Source organism: Micromonospora sp. LH3U1, assembly GCF_028475105.1.
In the GTDB taxonomy this organism is placed as follows: Bacteria; Actinomycetota; Actinomycetes; order Mycobacteriales; family Micromonosporaceae; genus Micromonospora.
Window position 1 is genome coordinate 6,636,892 of sequence record NZ_CP116936.1, and the last position, 17,933, is coordinate 6,654,824.

At 69.9% G+C, this 17,933-nt stretch carries 5 protein-coding genes and 1 pseudogene; 3 read left to right on the forward strand and 3 right to left on the reverse strand.

Annotation, left to right across the window (positions count from 1 at the left end):
* Positions 1-7: 7 nt before the first annotated feature.
* From PCA76_RS30500 to PCA76_RS30510, 3 genes are all read right to left on the reverse strand, one after another.
* Positions 8-11,581, reverse strand: coding sequence for a LamG-like jellyroll fold domain-containing protein (locus PCA76_RS30500; RefSeq protein ID WP_272613886.1), 11,574 nt, complete (start codon positions 11,579-11,581; stop codon positions 8-10).
* Between the two features lie 109 nt (positions 11,582-11,690).
* The gene (locus PCA76_RS30505; RefSeq protein WP_272613888.1) at positions 11,691-12,266 is read right to left on the reverse strand and encodes a hypothetical protein; all 576 of its coding nucleotides are present in this window, start codon (positions 12,264-12,266) and stop codon (positions 11,691-11,693) included.
* Between the two features lie 64 nt (positions 12,267-12,330).
* Positions 12,331-14,313, reverse strand: coding sequence for an NAD-binding protein (locus PCA76_RS30510; protein ID WP_272613889.1), 1,983 nt, complete (start codon positions 14,311-14,313; stop codon positions 12,331-12,333).
* A gap of 93 nt (positions 14,314-14,406) precedes the next feature.
* Here PCA76_RS30510 and PCA76_RS30515 point away from each other — a divergent pair, with 93 nt between their 5' ends.
* The 3 genes and pseudogenes from PCA76_RS30515 (at position 14,407) to PCA76_RS30525 (ending at position 17,750) form a co-directional block, all read left to right on the forward strand.
* Positions 14,407-14,895 carry an MSMEG_6728 family protein gene (locus tag PCA76_RS30515; protein WP_272613891.1) on the forward strand — a complete coding sequence of 163 codons (489 nt, stop codon included), beginning with the start codon at positions 14,407-14,409 and terminating at the stop codon, positions 14,893-14,895.
* Between the two features lie 26 nt (positions 14,896-14,921).
* Positions 14,922-16,474 (forward strand): annotated as a pseudogene (locus PCA76_RS30520) (FAD-dependent oxidoreductase).
* A 67-nt stretch (positions 16,475-16,541) separates the two neighbouring features.
* A complete protein-coding gene (locus PCA76_RS30525; RefSeq protein ID WP_272613892.1) occupies positions 16,542-17,750 on the forward strand; it encodes a hypothetical protein in 1,209 nt (402 codons plus the stop codon).
* The last annotated feature ends 183 nt before the right edge of the window (positions 17,751-17,933 follow it).

Consider the following 17,933-nt stretch of genomic DNA (forward strand, 5'->3'; position numbering starts at 1 on the left):
AACTTTACTATCTGAGGTTGATCAGGTTCAGATGTCGGGCATCCTGGAGAGAGCGCTCAGGTGGAAAGTCATAGTTTTCCTGGGACAACTGGCTCGCCATTCCACCTTGTTGCGCCCGGCACTTATCGCAATGCGGATACCCGGTCCCCCTGTAAGGCCCACTGACGGTCGAGACTGGCGGCTGATGGTCGAAGATCCATTCGCCGTTCTTGGTGCCCGGAAGACGAGCCCCACACGTGTGACATCCGTGCGCAATACCGTTGGTCTGATTCTCCCAGTACTCCGCATGATTGCGGGTCACCTTACGCCGTGTGGTAGAGACTCCCTCAACCGCGTAAGGCCCAGCACCCAGCGTCTGTTTGCACAATTCGTTTTCGTCGACGTTGTGCACAAGCACAGGATTGCTGTCGACCATCACGTAGTACGTGTGGATGTTAGCGACGGTGAGGTCGCGCATCTCCTCGACGCCGAGCTTGTTGAGCACCGCCACGACGGTGACCGCGCCCTTGCCCCTGACCAGCAGCTTGGTGCCCGGCTTCAGGTCCTTGGCGTCGCTCCACTTGCGCTCCGAGTTGTTCCAGAACGGGTGGTGCCAGGTCGTCTCGACCTTCGTCACCTTGCCGTCCTGGTCGCGGACGGTGAGGTCGGTCAGGTCCTTGTCGACGTTCCGGTGCAGCTGCGTGACCTGCTTCGGCTCCGACTTACCCGCCACTGGGTCGGTCGCCATGACCTTGTCGCCGACGTTGACGTCCTCGATCGGCCGACTGCTGCCATCGGCCATCAGGACCCGGGTCTTCGGGTCGAAGCTGTGCCGACCGCCCTTACAACCGCCACCGCCACCACCGACCGCGAGGCCGAGCGGGTTGAACCCGCCACCACCGGAGCCACTCGAAGAAGCCCCGCCGGAACGCGCCCCACCACCGCCCTTGCGGCTCAGTGCCCCGAGCCCCGGCACCATGTTCTCCGCGGCCGCCCGCGGGTTGTAGGTACCCGACGAGGCCAGCTGCCCGACCGCGTCCTCGACACCGTTCTCGGCGGCCTCGGTCGCCAACCGGCCCACCAGGCCGGTGCCGACCTTCTTCGCCACCGCCGCACCAACCCGCGCGGCGATGGCACCACCCGCACCGCCGATCAGCCCGGTGACCGCACCCGTGCCCAGCGAACCCAACGCATCACCGATGCTGTGGATGTCACCCTGCGCGGCGTCCTTCGCGAGGCTGATCAACGCCCCCGCGCCGGCCATGCAGGCGATCGCACCGACACCGGCCGTCACCGCCGTGCACGCGATACCAGCGAGGATCGCGCCGCCGATCGCGGCGACCTCCAACAGGACGTCCTTGTGCTCCTTCACCCACTTGGTCGTCGCGTTCGCCGCATCCCGTACGGCCGTGGTGGCCTTCTTGACCACCCGCTGCGCCTTGGCGGCGACCTTCTTACCGGCCTGCTTCAGTTTTGCCGCCGCCTGTTTGGCGCGTTTCTTGACCGCTGCGGCCTTCTTGGCGACGTATTTCCGGGCCTGGTCGAGCTTCTTCTTGGCCGCCCGTTTGGCCTGGTTGTACTTCTTCTTGACCTGCTTCTTGACCTGGTTGTACTTCTTCTTGGCCTGGTGATACTTCTTCTTCACCGCCGCCTTGGCCCGCGAGGCCGTCTTCTTCACGGTGGACTTCGCGGCACTGTAGGTCGACGACGCGTACGAGTAGGCCGACGACGCGTACGACGAGGCGTACGAGTAGGCGGACGACGCGTACGAGCGGAAGCTTGAGCTGACCGAGCTGACCGCACGGGAGAAGGACTTCTTGAGGCTGCCCAGCCCCCAGTGCCCGCTCGGGTCGGTGACGGTCAGTGGGTTCGCGTCGCCGTACTGGTAGCGGTTGGCGTTGATCGAATCCGGCAGCGGGCTGTTGCTCGCCGTGTCCCGGGTGTCGAACTGCCCGGTGTCCGTGTTGTACCAGCGGGCGAGCATGTTCACCCGGTTGGTGAGCGCGTCCGTCCACTCCGACTGGTAGCCGAGCTGGCCGAGCAGCCCGCTGGTGTTGAGCGCCTTGCCCAGCGGGTCGTAGGTCACCGAGCCGGCCAGTGTCGCCCCGGTCGAGGTGAACTGCCCGACCACGTCGGAGTGCAGGTCCGTCCAGACCATCCGCTGGTTACCGCCCGCGGTGGTCCCGACCACCTCACCGGACGCCCCCCGCACGTAGGTCGCGCCCGCGTCGGCCGCCAGGTCGTTCCCCAGACCGGTGTACGAGTGGCCGGGCCGAATCGCCCGCCCCAACCCGTCGTACGTGTAGGTCTGCGTACCGGCCGCCGACTGCTGCGACACGACCTGCCCGAAGGCGTCGGTGCTGGTGGTGTTGCCGCCGGCGTTGGCCAGGGTCCCCCGGGCGGTGTACGTGTAGTTGGCGCCGTCCGCGGTGAGCAGCCGGTTCCGCTGGTCGTAGGTGAACAGCTTGGAACCGTTCTGCACCCGGTTGCCGGACTTGTCGTAGGCGTACGCCGTGGTGTTCGTGCCGTTGTTCCAAGACGTCAGCCGGTCGGCCAGGTCGTAGGTGTAGGTGTTCGCGGCCGAGCCGGCGAAGCCGGTCGTCGACTTCGAGGTGATGTTGCTGTTCGCGTCCCAGCCGTACGTGATCTTCGCGAGCGACGCTCCGGCCGACGACTTCAACTCGTCGCCGGTGAGCCGACGCAGCGGGTCGAAGGTGAAGTTGCGGTTGTTGCCGTTCGACCCGTACGTGATCTTCGAGACCTGGGAGAGCGTGTTGTAGGTATAGGCCATCTGCACACCGGCCGACGAGTTGGCCAGCGCCGAGAGGCGGCCCGCGCCGTCGTAGGTGTAGGACGTCGCGCCAGCCGCGTCCTGCCGGGAGGCCAGTCGGCCGTCGGGGTCGTAGCCGAACGTCGAGTTGCCCGACGGGCCGGTCACCGACCTCGGCAGGCCCCGGTCGTCGTACGCGATGGTGTTCGTGCCGCCCGAGCCGGACAGTGAGGTCATCCGTCCGGCGACGTCGTAGCCGAAGGTCCGGTCCTCCGTGGCGACCTCGGCGCCCGCGCCCGACTGCCGGACCAGTTGACCCAGATCGTCGTACGCGTTGGTGACCGTCACCCCGCCCGGCATGGACTGCTTCGTCGGGCGACCGGACCGGTCGTACTCCAGGGTGAAGGTCCGGTCCGCCGCGTCCGGGTGGGCTGCGGTGGCCGGTTCGGTCATCGCCTCCGGCAGCCCCCACGAGTTGTACCTGGTGTGGAAGGCGTTGCCCCGACCGTCGGTGAACCGCGTGCGGTTGCCCTCCAGGTCGTAGCCGAACGTGGTGACGATTGAGTCCGACGCGGAGATCGGCTGCGTCTCCTTGGTGACCACGCCGGTCGCGTCGTACTCGTAGGTCACCGTGGTGCGGCGGGCGTCGGTGCTGGCCACCATGTTGCCTGCCCGGTCGTAGCGGGCCGACTGCTCCGACAGCAGCGTCCCGGTCGGGCTGTACTCGGCGGTGCGGGTGGCCCGATCCGCCATGTCGTAGGTGACCGAGGCGTACGAGCCGTCCGGGCGGATCGTCTTCGTGGTCCGACCCTCGGCGTCGTACTCGTAGCGGCTCACGTTGTTGGCGCCGTCGGTGACCGTCAGCGGGTCACCGACCACGTTGTACGTCGTCGAGCTGTTCACACCGGCGGCCGTGGTGACCTGCGACGGCCAGCCCTGGGCGTTGTACGTGTAGTTGGTGGTGTGGTTCTTGCCCTCCTGCCGCACCACCTCCGTCGAGGTGACCGTGCGGCCCAGGTAGTCGTAGGTCGCGGCGCTCACCGCGCCGGTCGGGTCGGTCGACGACAACACGTTGCCCGCGTCGTCGTAGGTGTAGGTGGTGGCACCGTCGTTCGGCGCGATCTCCTTCGACGTCCGGCCGAGCTGGTCGTACTCGTAGCGGGTGACCTTGCCGAGCGGGTCGGTGACCGTCTCCAGTTGACCGCTCACGTCGTAGCTGTGCCGGGTCTCCGGCACGATCGGCGTCGTCGACCCCGGCGGCGTATACGCGGGCGCCTTGTCCGACACCATGCGACCGACCGCGTCGTACGCCACCACCGACCAGTTGCCGTTCGCGTCCCGGGTGTCGGTCGGCTCGTCGAAGGTGTTGAACCCGACCAGGCTCACCGCGTTGGCCAGGGCCGGGATCTGGCCGGGCTGCTCGACCATCGCCGCGGGGGCGGTGGTCTTCACCGCCCGACCCTCCTCGTCGTACCCGTAATAGGTGGTGCTGCCGTTCGGGTCGGTGACCGAGGTGGGCAGGTCGTCGGAGTCCAGCACCTGCGAGGTACGAATGACCTGCGCGTCCGCCGCCGGGGCCGTGCCGGCCCTGACCTGCGAGACCTCCGCGTCACTCAGGGCCTTCTGATAGACCTGCACGTCGCTGACCGAGCCGGGGAATCCGCCCCACACGCCCGCGCCGCCGATGGTGAAGCCCGTGGACGTGTTGTTGAAGGTCTCAGTCGTGGTCGCCGTGGCCTGCAGTGCGCCGTTGGCATAGAGCTTCATCGTCTTGCTGGCCGGATCCGCCGTCAGTGCCAGGTGCGTCCAGGTACCCGCCACCGCGGAACCGACCGGCCCTCCGCCCTGAAGGAACGTATTGGTCCCGTCCGCCTTCCGGACCGCCACACCGGCATACCACCGATCGTCACCGGGTGCGTAGAAGACCTTTGCCGCCGAGTCGCCGATCGCGCCCGAGGCCTCGAAAACGAGCTGCTCACTTCCCAGGGCGGGATTCTCAGTGGCGAGCTTCGCCCAGGCCGAGATCGTGAACGCACGCTTGGTGTCCAGGATCTGGCCGGTTCTCAGGTGCGCGCTGGTGCCGTCGAAGACGGCCGAGCCGCCCCGGTCGGTAGACCAGGCGACGTTGCCGACCGCCGTGGCCGAGCTGTTGCCGGCGGAGTCGGCGGCCTTCGTGCCGCTGGTCTCGTCGAGCTTCCAGCGCGCCACCGGGGTCAGCGCCGCCGACGGGTACTCGGTCTCGGCGATCGCGCGGCCGGCGCTGTCGTAGAGCGCATCGGAGACGCTGGTGACGGCACCGTCCGGCCCGGAGGACACGGTGGAGATGACATTGTCGTCGGCGTCGTAGGTCAACGCGGTCCGGCGCTTCAAGCCGTTGGGGTCGACGACCGAGGCCGTCGTCCGGCCCGCCGCGTCGTACTCCGTGGCGGTGACGGTGTGACCGTTGTTGGAGATCTCGCTGACCACGTTGCCGGCGGCGTCGTAGACGTTCTCCTCCACCACGAACGTCCGGGTGCCGTCGGTCCGGCTGACCTTCGCCTCCAGACCGTTGTCGGTGTACGTGTAGCTGGTGGTCCAGCCCATCGCGTCGGTCTCGCTGGCGAGCCGGCCCGCCGGGTCGTACGCCCGGGTGGTCGTCACCAGGTCGCGGGGTGCCGAAGGGTTGTTCGGGTCACCCGTGTAGCTCTTCACCGTCGTGGTGAGCAGGTTGCCCTCGACGTCGTAGGTGCTGGTGGTCACCCCTCCGTCGGGGCCGGTCTCCTTGACCACCCGGCCGTACCGGTCGTACTCGAAGGCGGTGGTCTGGTTGACGCCGTTGGTGGTCGTCGACTCCTGCCCGTACGCGTTGTAGGTGTGCCGCTCGGTACGGGGCGCGTCGCCGCCGGTCAGGTCGCTGACCGTGACCTCGGTGACGTTGCCGTCGTCGTCGTGGACGGTGGTGGTGCGGGCGGTGTGGATCGCGCCGGTGACCCGGTTGGTGACCCCCGGCTCGGTCTCGGTGACCTCACGGCTCAACCGGTCGTACTCGTGGCTGGTGGTGAGCCCCGCGGGGTAGCTGTCGGTCACCTCCGTCTCGGTGAGCAGCCGGCCCAGCCCGTCGTACGCGTAGCGGGTGACCTTGCCGCCCGGCTCGACCATCTCGGCGACGTCGCCGCTGGCGTAGTAGGTGATCGTCTGCTTCTGCCCGCCGGCGGTGGTCACGGTCGCCGGCAGCCCTGCCGGGGCAAACCCGCCGTCCTTCGCCGCGACGGTGGTGCCGTCGGTGAAGGTGGTACGGGTGACCCGGCCCAGCGGGTCGGTGATGCTGGTCTGGTTGCCCTTGCCGTCGTAGCCGTAGCTGGTCAGGTACCGGTTGTCCGTGGCCGACGACGAACGGCCGTCACGCATGGTCAGGATGACGTCGTTGCGTGGATCGGGCGTGCCACCGATCTTGATGGAGCTGCCGGTCGCCCAGCCACCGGCCCCGTTGCCCGACACCAGGTACATGTCGTTGTCGGTGGTCTTGTGGTAGACGATGTCGGCCTTCTTGTCGCCGTCGAAGTCCCCCGCGCTGAGCAGGGCCTTGGCGCTGCCCCACCCGGTGCCGACCCGGGTGGCGGTGGTGCTCAACCAGCCTCCGGACCCGTTGCCCCGCAGCATGTAGAGGTTGTTGTCCACGTTGCTGCGGTAGATCACGTCGGCCTTGCCGTCGCCGTCGAAGTCGCCCGGCGAGACGAGCAGGTTCGCAGCACTCACGTTCGGGCCGATGAGGGTCGCGGTGGTGCTCACCCAGCCACCCGAGCCGTTGCCCTTCAGCAGGTACAGGTTCTTGTCGGCGGAGCTTCGGTAGATGATGTCGGGTTTGCCGTCACCGCTGAAGTCCTTGGAGTAGACCATCAGGTCTGCGGCGCTGACGTTCGGCCCGATCTTGACCGAGGTGCTCGACACCCAGCCGCCCGCACCGTTGCCGGCCAACATGTAGAGGTTGCCGTCGGAGGCGCTGCGCCAGAGGAGGTCGGGCTTGCCGTCGCCGGAGAAGTCCTTGGCAGCCACCGCCATGTTCGCCGATGCCATGCTGGTGCCGATCTGCGTGGGCAGGCTGGTCAGCCAGCCGCCCGTACCGTTGCCCTGCACCATCTGGATGGTGTTGTCGGCCGCCCGGTAGACCACGTCCGGAGCGCCGTCACCGCTGAAGTCCTCGAACATCGTCGGCAGCGCCGCAGTCGCCCAGTTCAAGGGCTCGGCCGAGTTGGCGTAGTAGGTGTAGTAGACCGACGAGCACTTGCTGGCCGACTGGTCCTGGCAGGTGATGACCTGTTTCGTGTTGCCCCGGGCGTCCTGAAGTTCCTGGGACCACACACCGCGCGGGTCGTACGTCAGGTTGCCGTAGCCGCCCACGTCGTACCCGAACTTGGTGGTGTTGCCCAGCCCGTCGGTCTGGGCGACCATCCGGCTGCCGTTGACCAGGTCGTAGCTGTAGGAGATCTTCTCGCCCGTCGGCCCGGTCACCGAGACCGTGGAGACGGGCATCGGGATCGCGCTGGCGACACCGTTGACCATGGTGACCGCGACCGGCGCGGTCTGCTTCGACGCCTGGAAGTGCGCGCTGACCTGGTCGGCGGAGAGCTGCGAGCGGTAGAAGGCGACCTCGGCGATCGATCCGGTGAAGTAGCCGACATCGCGGGTGCCGTGCCCCGGCCAGGCGCCGGCCCACTTGCCCGCGCCGACGTACACGTTCTGCCTGTCGGCGGCGACCAGCGCGTTGTCGAGTTTGCCGACCGCGACGCCGTCCAAATAGAGCGACTGCGTGTTGCTCGCAGCGGAGAGCACCACGTGGTGCCACTTGTCGTCGTTGACCAGGCCGGTGCTGGTGATCACTCGGGTGGCATCAGCGGTCCAGAACCCGCCCCGCAGTTTGCCGTCCGTACCGACGTAGAGCGCTGGAGTCCACATACCGGCCACGGCCGGGTCCGACACCGGGCTGGCCTGGTATCCGTAGAGAACCCCACCGGCGGTGTTGCCGGCCGGCATCTTGAACCACATCTCGACCGAGTTGGGTCCGGTGGTCGGCGCGTCCTCGGGCGGAAGTTGCAGGTACGACGTCGTGCCGTTGAAGGATGCCGCCCGGCTGTCGCTGAACGGGCCGGCGACCCCCAGGGTGGCGGAGCTGTAGGTGGCAACGCCGCCCTGCACCTCGTTGGCGGCGTCCGTTGCTCCGAAATCTCCGAGCCGCCAGTAGTCGGCCGGCTTGCCGCCGAGCACCGAGGCCGCGTAGACGTCGCTGCTACCCGAGACGGTGGGCGTGCCCATCGTCCAGACGCCGCCGTTCTCGTCGGTGACGGAGGAAACCCGACCGGAGGCCTTGTCATAGCCGACCTGTGCGGTGACCCCGCCCGACGGGCGGACCACCTTGGTGAGCACCGGGTGGGCGGTCTGGCCGGAGCTGTGCAGGGCGGTGACCGTGGTGCCGGTGAGCGCCTGGTTGAAGAACGACACCTCACCGATGGATCCGGTGAAGTAGGTGGCCTTCGCGGGCGAGGCACCGGTGTTGACGTGGTTCGGCCAGCCACCGCCGACGAAACCGGCACCGACCAGCACGTTCGCCGACCCGCCGGGAATCTGGGCGATCGTGCCGTCGAGTGTGCCCTTGTCGACACCGTCCAGGTAGAGCTTCTGGGTGTCCCCCGCACCGGCCAACACCACGTGGTGCCAGGCGCCGTCGGTGACCGTCACGTTTGTGTTGATCGGGGACGGGGCTCCACTCCAGAACTGCCCGCGCAGCTTGCCGTCACTGCCGATGTAGAGCGACGGGGTGTAGTTGCCCGCCGTGGTGCCCTTGGTGATTGCATCGGCCTGGTAGCTGAACAGCACGCCGTTCGGGGTGGTGGTCTTGAACCACATGCTGACCGACTGGTACTGGCCGTCGCTGACCAGGTTGCCCGGCAGCTGCACATGGGAGCTGGTGCCGTTGAAGCCGGCGGTGGTCGCGGTGGAGCCGGGCAGCGCCGCCGCCTGGCCCAGCGTGACGTTGTTGTAGCGCGCGTTGTCCACGCCCGCGTTGCCCAGCACCGAGCTCGCGGCCGTGGTGGCGCCGGCAGCCTCGGTCAACCGCCAGTACGAGTACGGCCCGGCGTTCAGGGTCGCGTTGGCGTACTGCGAGGTGTTGTCGTGCTGGTAGGTGGTGCAGGCCGCGAGGCTCGTCGGGGGGCAGACCTTGGCCAGTTGGTCGCTCGTGCCGTAGGTGTACTGCCAGGTCGTCGAGGTGTTCGAGTCACCGGCGACGGCCGGGTCGGTGTAGACCGTCGCCGGGTGGGCGTACGTCGAGCCGGCCGGGGTGGACCAGGTGACGTACAGGGACCGGCCGGAGGCGGCGGTCACCTTCGTCACGTTCGAGCTGGCGTCGTACGTGAACGTCATCGTCCGACCGTTGGCATCGGTGACGCTCGTGATCTTGAAGACCCCGCTGCCGGCCAACTGCGCGAACACGTAGAGAGAGGCGTCCTTGTCGGTCAACGTGTAACCGGTGACGGCACCGCTGACGTCCTTGTTCTCCTTGAGGACGGAGAACCGGCCCGAGGCAGGGGTGAACGTTCCGTCGGCGTTACGGCCGAGTGCCACGTCCTGACCGGTCGGGTACGTGATGAGGACCGACTGCACCTGGCCCGCCACGTCGCGTACCTGGGTGGCCCGGGTGTCGAGCATGCTGGACCAGCCGGCGCCGAAAGCGTTGCTGCGCCGGGCGTCCAGGCTGTTGTAGCTACGGGTGATCGCCAGCGACGGGCCGACCGTGGCGACGCTGGCGTCCGTCGCCGAGGTGGTGTAGTTGCCGATGCCGGGGTCGTAACCCTTGCCGGAGTTCTGCGCCAGGCTCCCGGTGAGCAGCGGCTGCGGCACCGACGTGGTGAACGCGTACGCCGGGTAGACCGCGCTGGAGCCCGCCTTGTCGTTGACCTGGACGGTGTAGAGATAGCTCTTGTTCCAGGTCAACTTGCCCGCCGGAACGGTCCAACTCGCCGTCGCGACCCAACCCGAGTTGGCCACCACCGCGCCGGTCCCGGCGTCGGCCACCACGTAGTTGTAGGTGAAGCCCTTGGCCGGCCAGTTGTCCGGGTCGACCGCCCGGGAGTGCAGCTCGGGGGTGAGGGTCTGCACGACCGCGTTGTTCGTCGGGTAGCGGACGTTGACCTGCGGCGCGACGTTGTTGGTGTAGGTCAGCTCCAGGTACGGCTTGTAGCTGCCGTCCGAGTAGTTGGCAGCGGTGAACCGCTTCCAGGCCGTCGAGTCAGTCTCCGAGGCGGTCAGCGCGAGACCCTCGTTCACGCCACCGGTCGACCAGTCGTTGAACGTGTCGACGGCCAGCGGCACGGTCACCCACTTGCCGGTGCTCCGGTTGGGAGGGTCGTTGGTGCAGGCCGGGTAGTTGTCGGTGATGGTGAGCGAGCCGATCGAGGGGGAGATGGTCGGCCCGGGGTGCGCGGCGCTCGTCAGGCCGGCGACCGTCCACGCCTGCGTCACCCGGTGCACGTCGAACGCCTTGTGCGAGGTGCAGTTGAGCGACCAGGTGTGGTAGAGGCGCAGCTTGGCCGCGCTGAACCGCTTCCCGGCGAGGCCGTCGCTGGCGAACTCGTCGAAGTGGATGAACGAGCGAGCCTTCACCCCACCTCCGTCGTACGTGCCGACGGGCAGGTTGTCGCCGTTGTGGTTGGTGGTCTCGGTGTCGCTGTCCACGTACACGTCGCCCGTGGTGCCGGTGGTTGCCGTCGGGTCCACCCGCACCGGGTACTGGCGAGCCGGGTCCCGCAGCCAGGCCGGGTCGGCCACGACCTTCAGCGCGGGCGCGCCGTCGAGCGTGATGATCTCGAAGGTGACGGCGTCGGATTCGGCCGGCGCACCGGACCTCCGGTCGACCTTTGAGTCCTGCATCGAGCCGTGCGGAAACCAGGCCACCGCCGTGCCATCGGCATTGAGCAGCTCCACCGAGCCCGCGGCGGTGAGCCGAGGGGTCAGGCCGGTGAGTCGCAGCGGGAACACCCAGGTCGAGGCCGCCTCCGGCGAGCGCAGCACCAGAGTTTCCTTGACACCGGCGTCGAAGGTGGTCAGCTCCAGGTCGGTGTCCGGGAGAACGTCCCGGTAGCGAGCGGTCGGCCCGGTCACCTCGGGCGCGTTGATGGTGCCACCCTCGAGCCGGTAAGCGACGCTCTCGCCGCCGGGCAGGGTGAGCTGGGCGAGGTCGCCGTCCGTGGTCGAGTTGGCGGCACGCCCGGTCGCCCCCGGAGCTCCGCCGGCCACCGACACGCCGAGCCGGTTCGCCGTGACGTGCAGACGGCCGTCGGAGCGGCGGGCGAGATTCGAGTTGATCTTCTGCCAGCTGCCGTCCGCCGCGCGGTAGTTGACCGGACGGTTGTAGGTGCGCTTGGTGAAGGAGCCGTCGGCGTTCGCGAAGATGTCCGAGCGCGCGCTCGACTTGCGGGCGTCCCGCGTGCTGGTGCGGGCGTCGAAGCCCGGCTCGGCCGCATCCGTCACCTCGGGCGTGGTGGCGATCCGGTGCGGCTGGTACGCCTCAAGGGTGCCGGGCGCGGGCTGGGGTGCCCGCCCTGCGCCCGAGCCGGCGTCGGTCGCCGAAGCCGGAACGTGCGGGTCGACCGTGCCCGGCTTCCCCTTCTGCTGCACGGGAAGGCCCACGAACGCCGCGGTCGCCGACCAGGCGGGGCGCTGCGCCAGCCAGCTGAGCCACGTGAGTGGGAACTCACCACCCGGCCGCACCACGTCGGCCGGTATGGCGACAGTCAGCCCGAAGACAACGGCGACCACGAATGCGGCACGGCGTGTCCCATTGGTAACGGATCGGCGCACGGCCGGTCCCCTCCCCCGCGAAGTGAAATTACCAACGCGGAGTGTGAGGGTTCTTCGATCTTCAGCACAAGATGTCCGAACGGCCAATCCTGAGAGAAACCTTGGAGCGTCAGTCCCTGTTGGACGCGAGCGCCGCAACCACGTCGCGGGCCTTACGCTGCGCCGATTGCGGGTCGGTGGCTTCCTCGACGACCACGTTGGGGCCCGGGGTCGCGGCACCGAAGGCGATAAATCTCGCAGCGGGGAACCGTGCGGCGGTGGGACCCACCGCCCGCACCGGAGCCTCGCCGACAGCGAGGATCACCCCACAGCGGCTCTGCACCAGGCTGGCGAGGAACGTCTCGGCGTTCTCACCGGTCTGCGGGCCGTCCACTTCCAGGAACTGCACCTTGACCTGCGTCGCGAGGGAGGCCTCCTGCATGCCCGTCCACACTGGACGCGCATCGGGAGCGGCGACGCCCGCAGCGCCGGTGAGAAGGCACGCCGTCTCGGCCCGGTACTCGCGCTGGCGCGGCTCCGGCTCGGCCTCGGGCCACAGCGCCCAGCCCACGACCACCAGCACGACCAGACCCGCCGCCGCGAGCGGCCACCACTTCGGCCGGGCCCGCAGCCACCGTACGACCACGGCATCGCGGCGCGGTCGTTGCGCGTCACGGGCTCGTCGACCCACCCCACCACCAAGCACGGGCGCACCATACTCGGCCGCCTTCGCCGGTGGGAGCCCCACCGGCCGCGCGGGGTGGACCCCGTCAGCTCACCTCGCTGGTCCCGTCGCGCTGGCGGGTCAGCTCAATGTCCTCCGGTGGCCCGCCACTGGTTGCTGAGGGAGCGCCGACGGCGGGAGGAACGGGATGTGCCGCGCCGGGCGCGGAGGCGGCGACCTCCCAGTCCGCGGGCCCCCGCACCACGGTGGGCGCCGCCGTTGGGGTGGGCTCCCCGATGTGGACCGACCCGGCCGGCCGAGGGACCGGGCCCGTACGGACAGGCGGGGCGCACTGCCGCGTCAGCCAGTCCAGGCCGCGGCGGCGGGCGACCACGGTCAGCCGGTCACCCGCGGAGATCACCTGTCGGGGGTCGAGGTCCTTCCACCAGATGGTCTTGCCACCGCCGGCCGGGGTCCGGGCGATCAGCCGGACCTGCCCGTTCCGAGAGACCGCCTCCAGCGGCCGGCCGTCGAGCCCGGAGCCGGCGGCGACGGGCACCTCGGCCACCGGCAGCGCGTGCCGGTCGACCGGGATCGTGGTGATCACCGCGCGTTCGGTGAGGGCGCCGATGAAGGCCGGGGCAGCCAGATAGGAGACCGACCGGGAGACTCCGAGGGCGAAGGTCTCCTCGACCCGTTCGGCGAAGTCACCATCGAAGAGCCGCAGCACCACCCGCAGGTCGCCACGGAGATCCCGGGCAGCGAGCGCCGCCTCCAGGTTGGCCACGTCGTCGGTGGACGCCACCACCAGCGCCTGACAGTCGGCCACCGACGCGGCGACCAGAGTCTCCGGCAGCGCCGCGTCACCGACGATCAGCGGCACCTCCAGTTGGCGGGCCAGGGCGGCGCCACGCGGCTCCGGATTCTTATCGATCGCCACCACCTCGACGTCGTACTCGCGCAACTGGGCCATCACCCGGGTCCCCACGTTGCCGAGCCCGATCACCACGACGTGCCCCATCCGGGCGGGCTGCGAGCGGCCGGTGTGCAGGGCCAGCCGCGCGTTGACGATGCCGTCCACGACCACGGCGGTGATCAGCGGAATCAGCGCCAACCCGGCGAGATTGAGCACCACCTGCATGATCTGCGCGCTGGCCGCCTTGTGCGTGTCCGGGTCCGCGCCGCTGAGCGTGGTGACCAGCGTCAGGTAGAGCGCCTCGGCCGGAGAGACACCCTCGGCCCGGGAGATCAACGCGCCGAGCACCGCGATCACCGCGAGCACCAGCATCACCGCGATGCCGATCTTGCGGGTGGCGAAGCCGCGTACCGCGCGCAGCAGCACCTCCATCGGGCGACGCCGACGGCGGGCCCGGACCAGCCGGCGAGCGGCGACCTCGGTGCCCGGCGGCTGGCCGGTCGCCTCGGCCAGCACCAGGTCGGCCGGGACCCACTCGTCCGGCAGCAACTCCACACCCTGCGCGGTGATGTGCGCCAGCGCGCAGACGACATCCTGCTCCCGGACGTCGGCCCGGCGGGCCACCCGCAGCGTCTTGTCCCGATGCTGGAAGGAGCTCGAATCGACCTCGCCGAGCGCCGCGGCGACGAACGCGGGAGCGGCCATCTCAGCGTCGGAGAGCACCTCGACCGGCGCCTTGAGCAGCTTGCGGACCCCATCGGCGAGGGTGCCGTTGAACATCCGCAGCACCTGACGGACCCGCTGGTCGACGGCCTGCGCGCAGAGCGCGGCGTACAGGTTGCCCACGTCGTCCTGGTGCAGCAGGGCCAACCCGGCCGCCCCGGCCAGGCCGGCGGCCTCGAAGGTGGCGACGTCCAGCCGATCCGAGCGGACCACCCGGAGCCCGCGCAGCCCGGCCACGTCCGGCCCGTTGCTGCGGTAGCGCTCCGGAACCACCACGGTCACCCGAGCACCACCGTCCGGCAGGTCGGATTCGAGCATCGCCCGAGCCACGTAGTAGGCGAGCGCGTCCCGCCCACAGATCACGTAGTGCGGACGCGGATCACCAGCGGACCGCAGCCGCCAGTTCCAATCGACCGCCCGTCGCGCCCGGTCCCGCCACGGCTCCACCATGCCCGGATCGTAGCCAGCACGACCACGTCGGGCGACCCTGTCCGGATCATCCAGACCAGGCATGCCCGCCCGGGTGGCGGGTAGAGCAGCGGCATGCAGACCTTCCTCCCGTACCCGGACTTCCTGGCCAGCGCCCGCGCGCTGGACCAGAAGCGGCTGGGCAAGCAGCGGGTGGAGGCCATCCAGGTGCTGCGTGGGCTCACCCGACCCGGGTACGGCTGGCGCAACCACCCGGCGGTGAAGATGTGGGCCGGGTACGAGGAGGCGCTCACCCGCTACGGGCTGGACATGTGCGCGGTCTGGACCGAGCCGGGGCGGGCCGACACCTGCGCCACCACGATGACCGTGGACCTCGCCGCCGCCTGCGGAGCCGGTGTCGTACGGACGCAGGACGAACTGGCCCGGGCCGGTGAGCTGCCACCGTGGCTGGGCCGCGACGACCTGCACCTGAGCCACCGCTCGTCGCTGCTGCGCAAGGACCCGACGCACTACCGCCCCATTTTCGGCGATGATGTGCCGGGGGACCTGGAGTACGTCTGGCCCGGCTCGGACCGCACCCGCCGCTGCTTACCGCCCGACTGAGCCGAAGGTGCGGCACACTGGTGTCCATGGCGTTGTCGCAAGTGGTGGGTCGGTTCATCGGCGTACGCCAACATCAGGTGGACCCGGGCGGTGGTGGCGCCGATCGCGTGCCGCAACCGGCCACGGCGGTGGTGGTTGGCGGCGGCATCGCCGGCATGTCGGCGGCGGTGGTGCTGGCCGAGCGGGGTGTGGCGGTCACGGTGCTGGAGGCGGCGCCGACGCTCGGCGGTCGACTTGGCGCCTGGCCGGAGGCGCTCGCCGACGGCAGCCAGCAGAACGAGCACGGCTTCCACGCGTTCTTCCGGCAGTACTACAACTGGCGGTCGATCCTCCGCCGGATCGACCCTGACCTGGGCTTCCTCAAGCCCATTCCGGGCTACCCGATCCTCAGTGCGCAGTGGCCGACCGAGGAGTTCGGCAAGCTGCCGCCCGCACCGCCGGCGAACCTGCTCGCGCTGCTGTTGCGCAGCCCCAGCCTGCGCCTGGGTGACCTGCGCCTGATGGACCGGGACGCCGCGCTGCCGCTGCTCAGCTACGACCCGGTACGCACCTACGCCGAGTTGGACGACACCACCGCCGACGAGTTGCTGGCGTCGCTGCGGCTGCCGGACCGGGCGCGGGCCATGCTGTTCGAGGTCTTCTCGCACTCGTTCTTCAACCACGAGGCGGAGATGTCGGCCGCCGAGATGGTCGCCCAGTTCCATTTCTATCTGCTCGGCAACCCGGAAGGGCTGGCGTTCGACTGCCCGGACGAGGATTACGGCACGGCGATCTGGGAGCCGCTGACCCGGCACGTGGAGAAGCACGGCGGCCGGGTCCTGACCAGCTGTGGCGCGACCGGGGTGCGCCGCGACGCCGAGGGTTGGCGGGTGACGACCACCGACGGCGGCAGCCACCCGGCGGGCCACGTCGTGCTCGCCGTCGACCCGCCAGCGCTCGCCGCGCTGGTCGCGGCCTCCCCGACCTGGCTGAGCAGGCACCGGAGCTGGCGGCGCGGATGCCCGCCTTCGGCACGCCCGGCCCGCCGTACGCGGTCGCCCGGTACTGGTGTGACGGAGACGTGGCCGCTGAGCGGGCGGTGTTCAACGGTGTGTCCCGCCAGCCCACTCTGGACTCGGTGACGCTCTACCACCGGCTGGAGAACGAGCCGCGGCGCTGGGCGCGGCAGACCGGCGGGTCGGTCATCGAGCTGCACGCGTATGCCTGCGAGTCCGGCGTGCCGGCCGAGGAACTGGCCGAGCGGATGCGCCGCGAGCTGGTCGAGCTCTGGCCGGAGGCCGGCGAGCTGCGGGTCCGCGAGCTGCGGGCCCGGGTGGAGGCGCAGGCGCCAGCGTTCACGCCGGGCAGCCACGCCTGGCGACCAGGGGTACGCACCGATGCGCCCGGCCTCTACCTGGCCGGTGACGGCATCGCCACGGATTTCCCGAGCGCGTTGATGGAACGCTCCGCGGCGACCGGGATCATCGCCGCGAACCACATCCTGCGCGCCGAGGGTGCCTCGGCCGAGCCGGTGCGCTCGATCCGGCCGCGGGGGCTGCTGGCCGGCCGCAGCGAACCAAAGCGACAAAACACCACATAAGCATCGGTACGCTGCCGTACGCTCGAATGATCAACCGTCGATCGACCGGGCGGGAGGGCAGCGGGAGATGTCACCACTGCACCGCGCCGGCGCGGAGAACGGCCCAGCGATCGACGAGATCGGCCGCGACGACGCGTACCCGCTGATCCGCGACGAACGCGCCTGCGTCGTCACCGCACTGCGGCTCGGCTGGTGGATGGCGGACGCCTACCACCACGGGCAACACGCGGAGCTCGGCGCTCCGGTCGAGGCCCGCCCGGCCGTACCGCCGGCCAAACTCTCCAACCTCACCGAAATGTCCGCCCATCGGCGAATGCGGATGTATCTCGACGGGGTGGACGTCGCCCTGGCCCAGATCGCCGAACTCACCCGGCACAGCGGGCCGGTGCCCGACACGTCCACCGCCCGGGCCCTGCTACCCGACCTGGGCCGACCCGACCCCGCCGACCCGGTGCCGCTGCTGCTCGCCCTCGACGACCTCAACGTGGAGGTGCTGCGCTGGGCGATGGCCACCAACCACCGGGTCGGGCTGGCCTACCGGCTGGGCCGATCAGTGGCCGACACCGTCCGAGCCGGCGACGCCACCCAGTTGCTCAGGCAGTTCGGCGGCCGGCAGATCCAGATCAGCCGGTGGTTGGACGAGTTGGCCAGCGTGCTGCCGCCGTACTCGGCCGCAGTGGTGCGCCGGTCGCTGGCCGCGTGGGCGAGCGCGGTCGACCGGGCTGGCCACGGCGACCCGGCCGGGCCAGCACCCGCCGAGCTGAGCCGGGCGCTGCGCGGCCAGGGTGACCTCTGGCGCGACGTGCTCACCGGCGGCCTGCACCCGCGCGACCTGCTCGACGAGGAGGACTACGCGGTGATCGCCAGAAATCTGATCATCCGGGACCGGCGACTGGTGGCGCAGGCGGCACGGGGCATCTTCTGGCCGGTGCTCGTACCCCTGCTGTTGGTGCTCTTCGCGGTGGTCGGCGTGAGTGCCGCCGCAGCCGCCGGCTCACCGACCACCCGGGCCACCGTCGCCCTGGTGGGCCTCGGCGCCGGGCTGGCCGCGATCTGGCGGTCGGTCTCCGGGCCGGCGCTGGTCGTCGCCGGCGAGGTCAACCGGCCCCTGCTGGACAGCGAACTCACCGCGCGGATGGCCCTGCGGCTGAACCGGCCACTGACCACCGCCCAGGTCCCGGCGAAAGTCACCCCCCGAACCCGCCGTCAGCGCCGCGCCGGGGAGCCCGGCCGATCGAAATACGTTGCCCGCCCCTCCCGCATCGACCTACCGTGATCGCGCAAGGTCAACCACCGCCGCGGGAGCAGCTCATGACGATGTCGCACGTCACCACCGTGCCGTCGACGCTGCCCGGCGACGGTTGCCGAGCGGAAGGTCCCCGGGCGGGCCGGCCCGACTGACGCGTACCCGTACGCGCCGTGAGCCGTCCCGTCCGACAGCCGGACCGGGCGGCTCTTC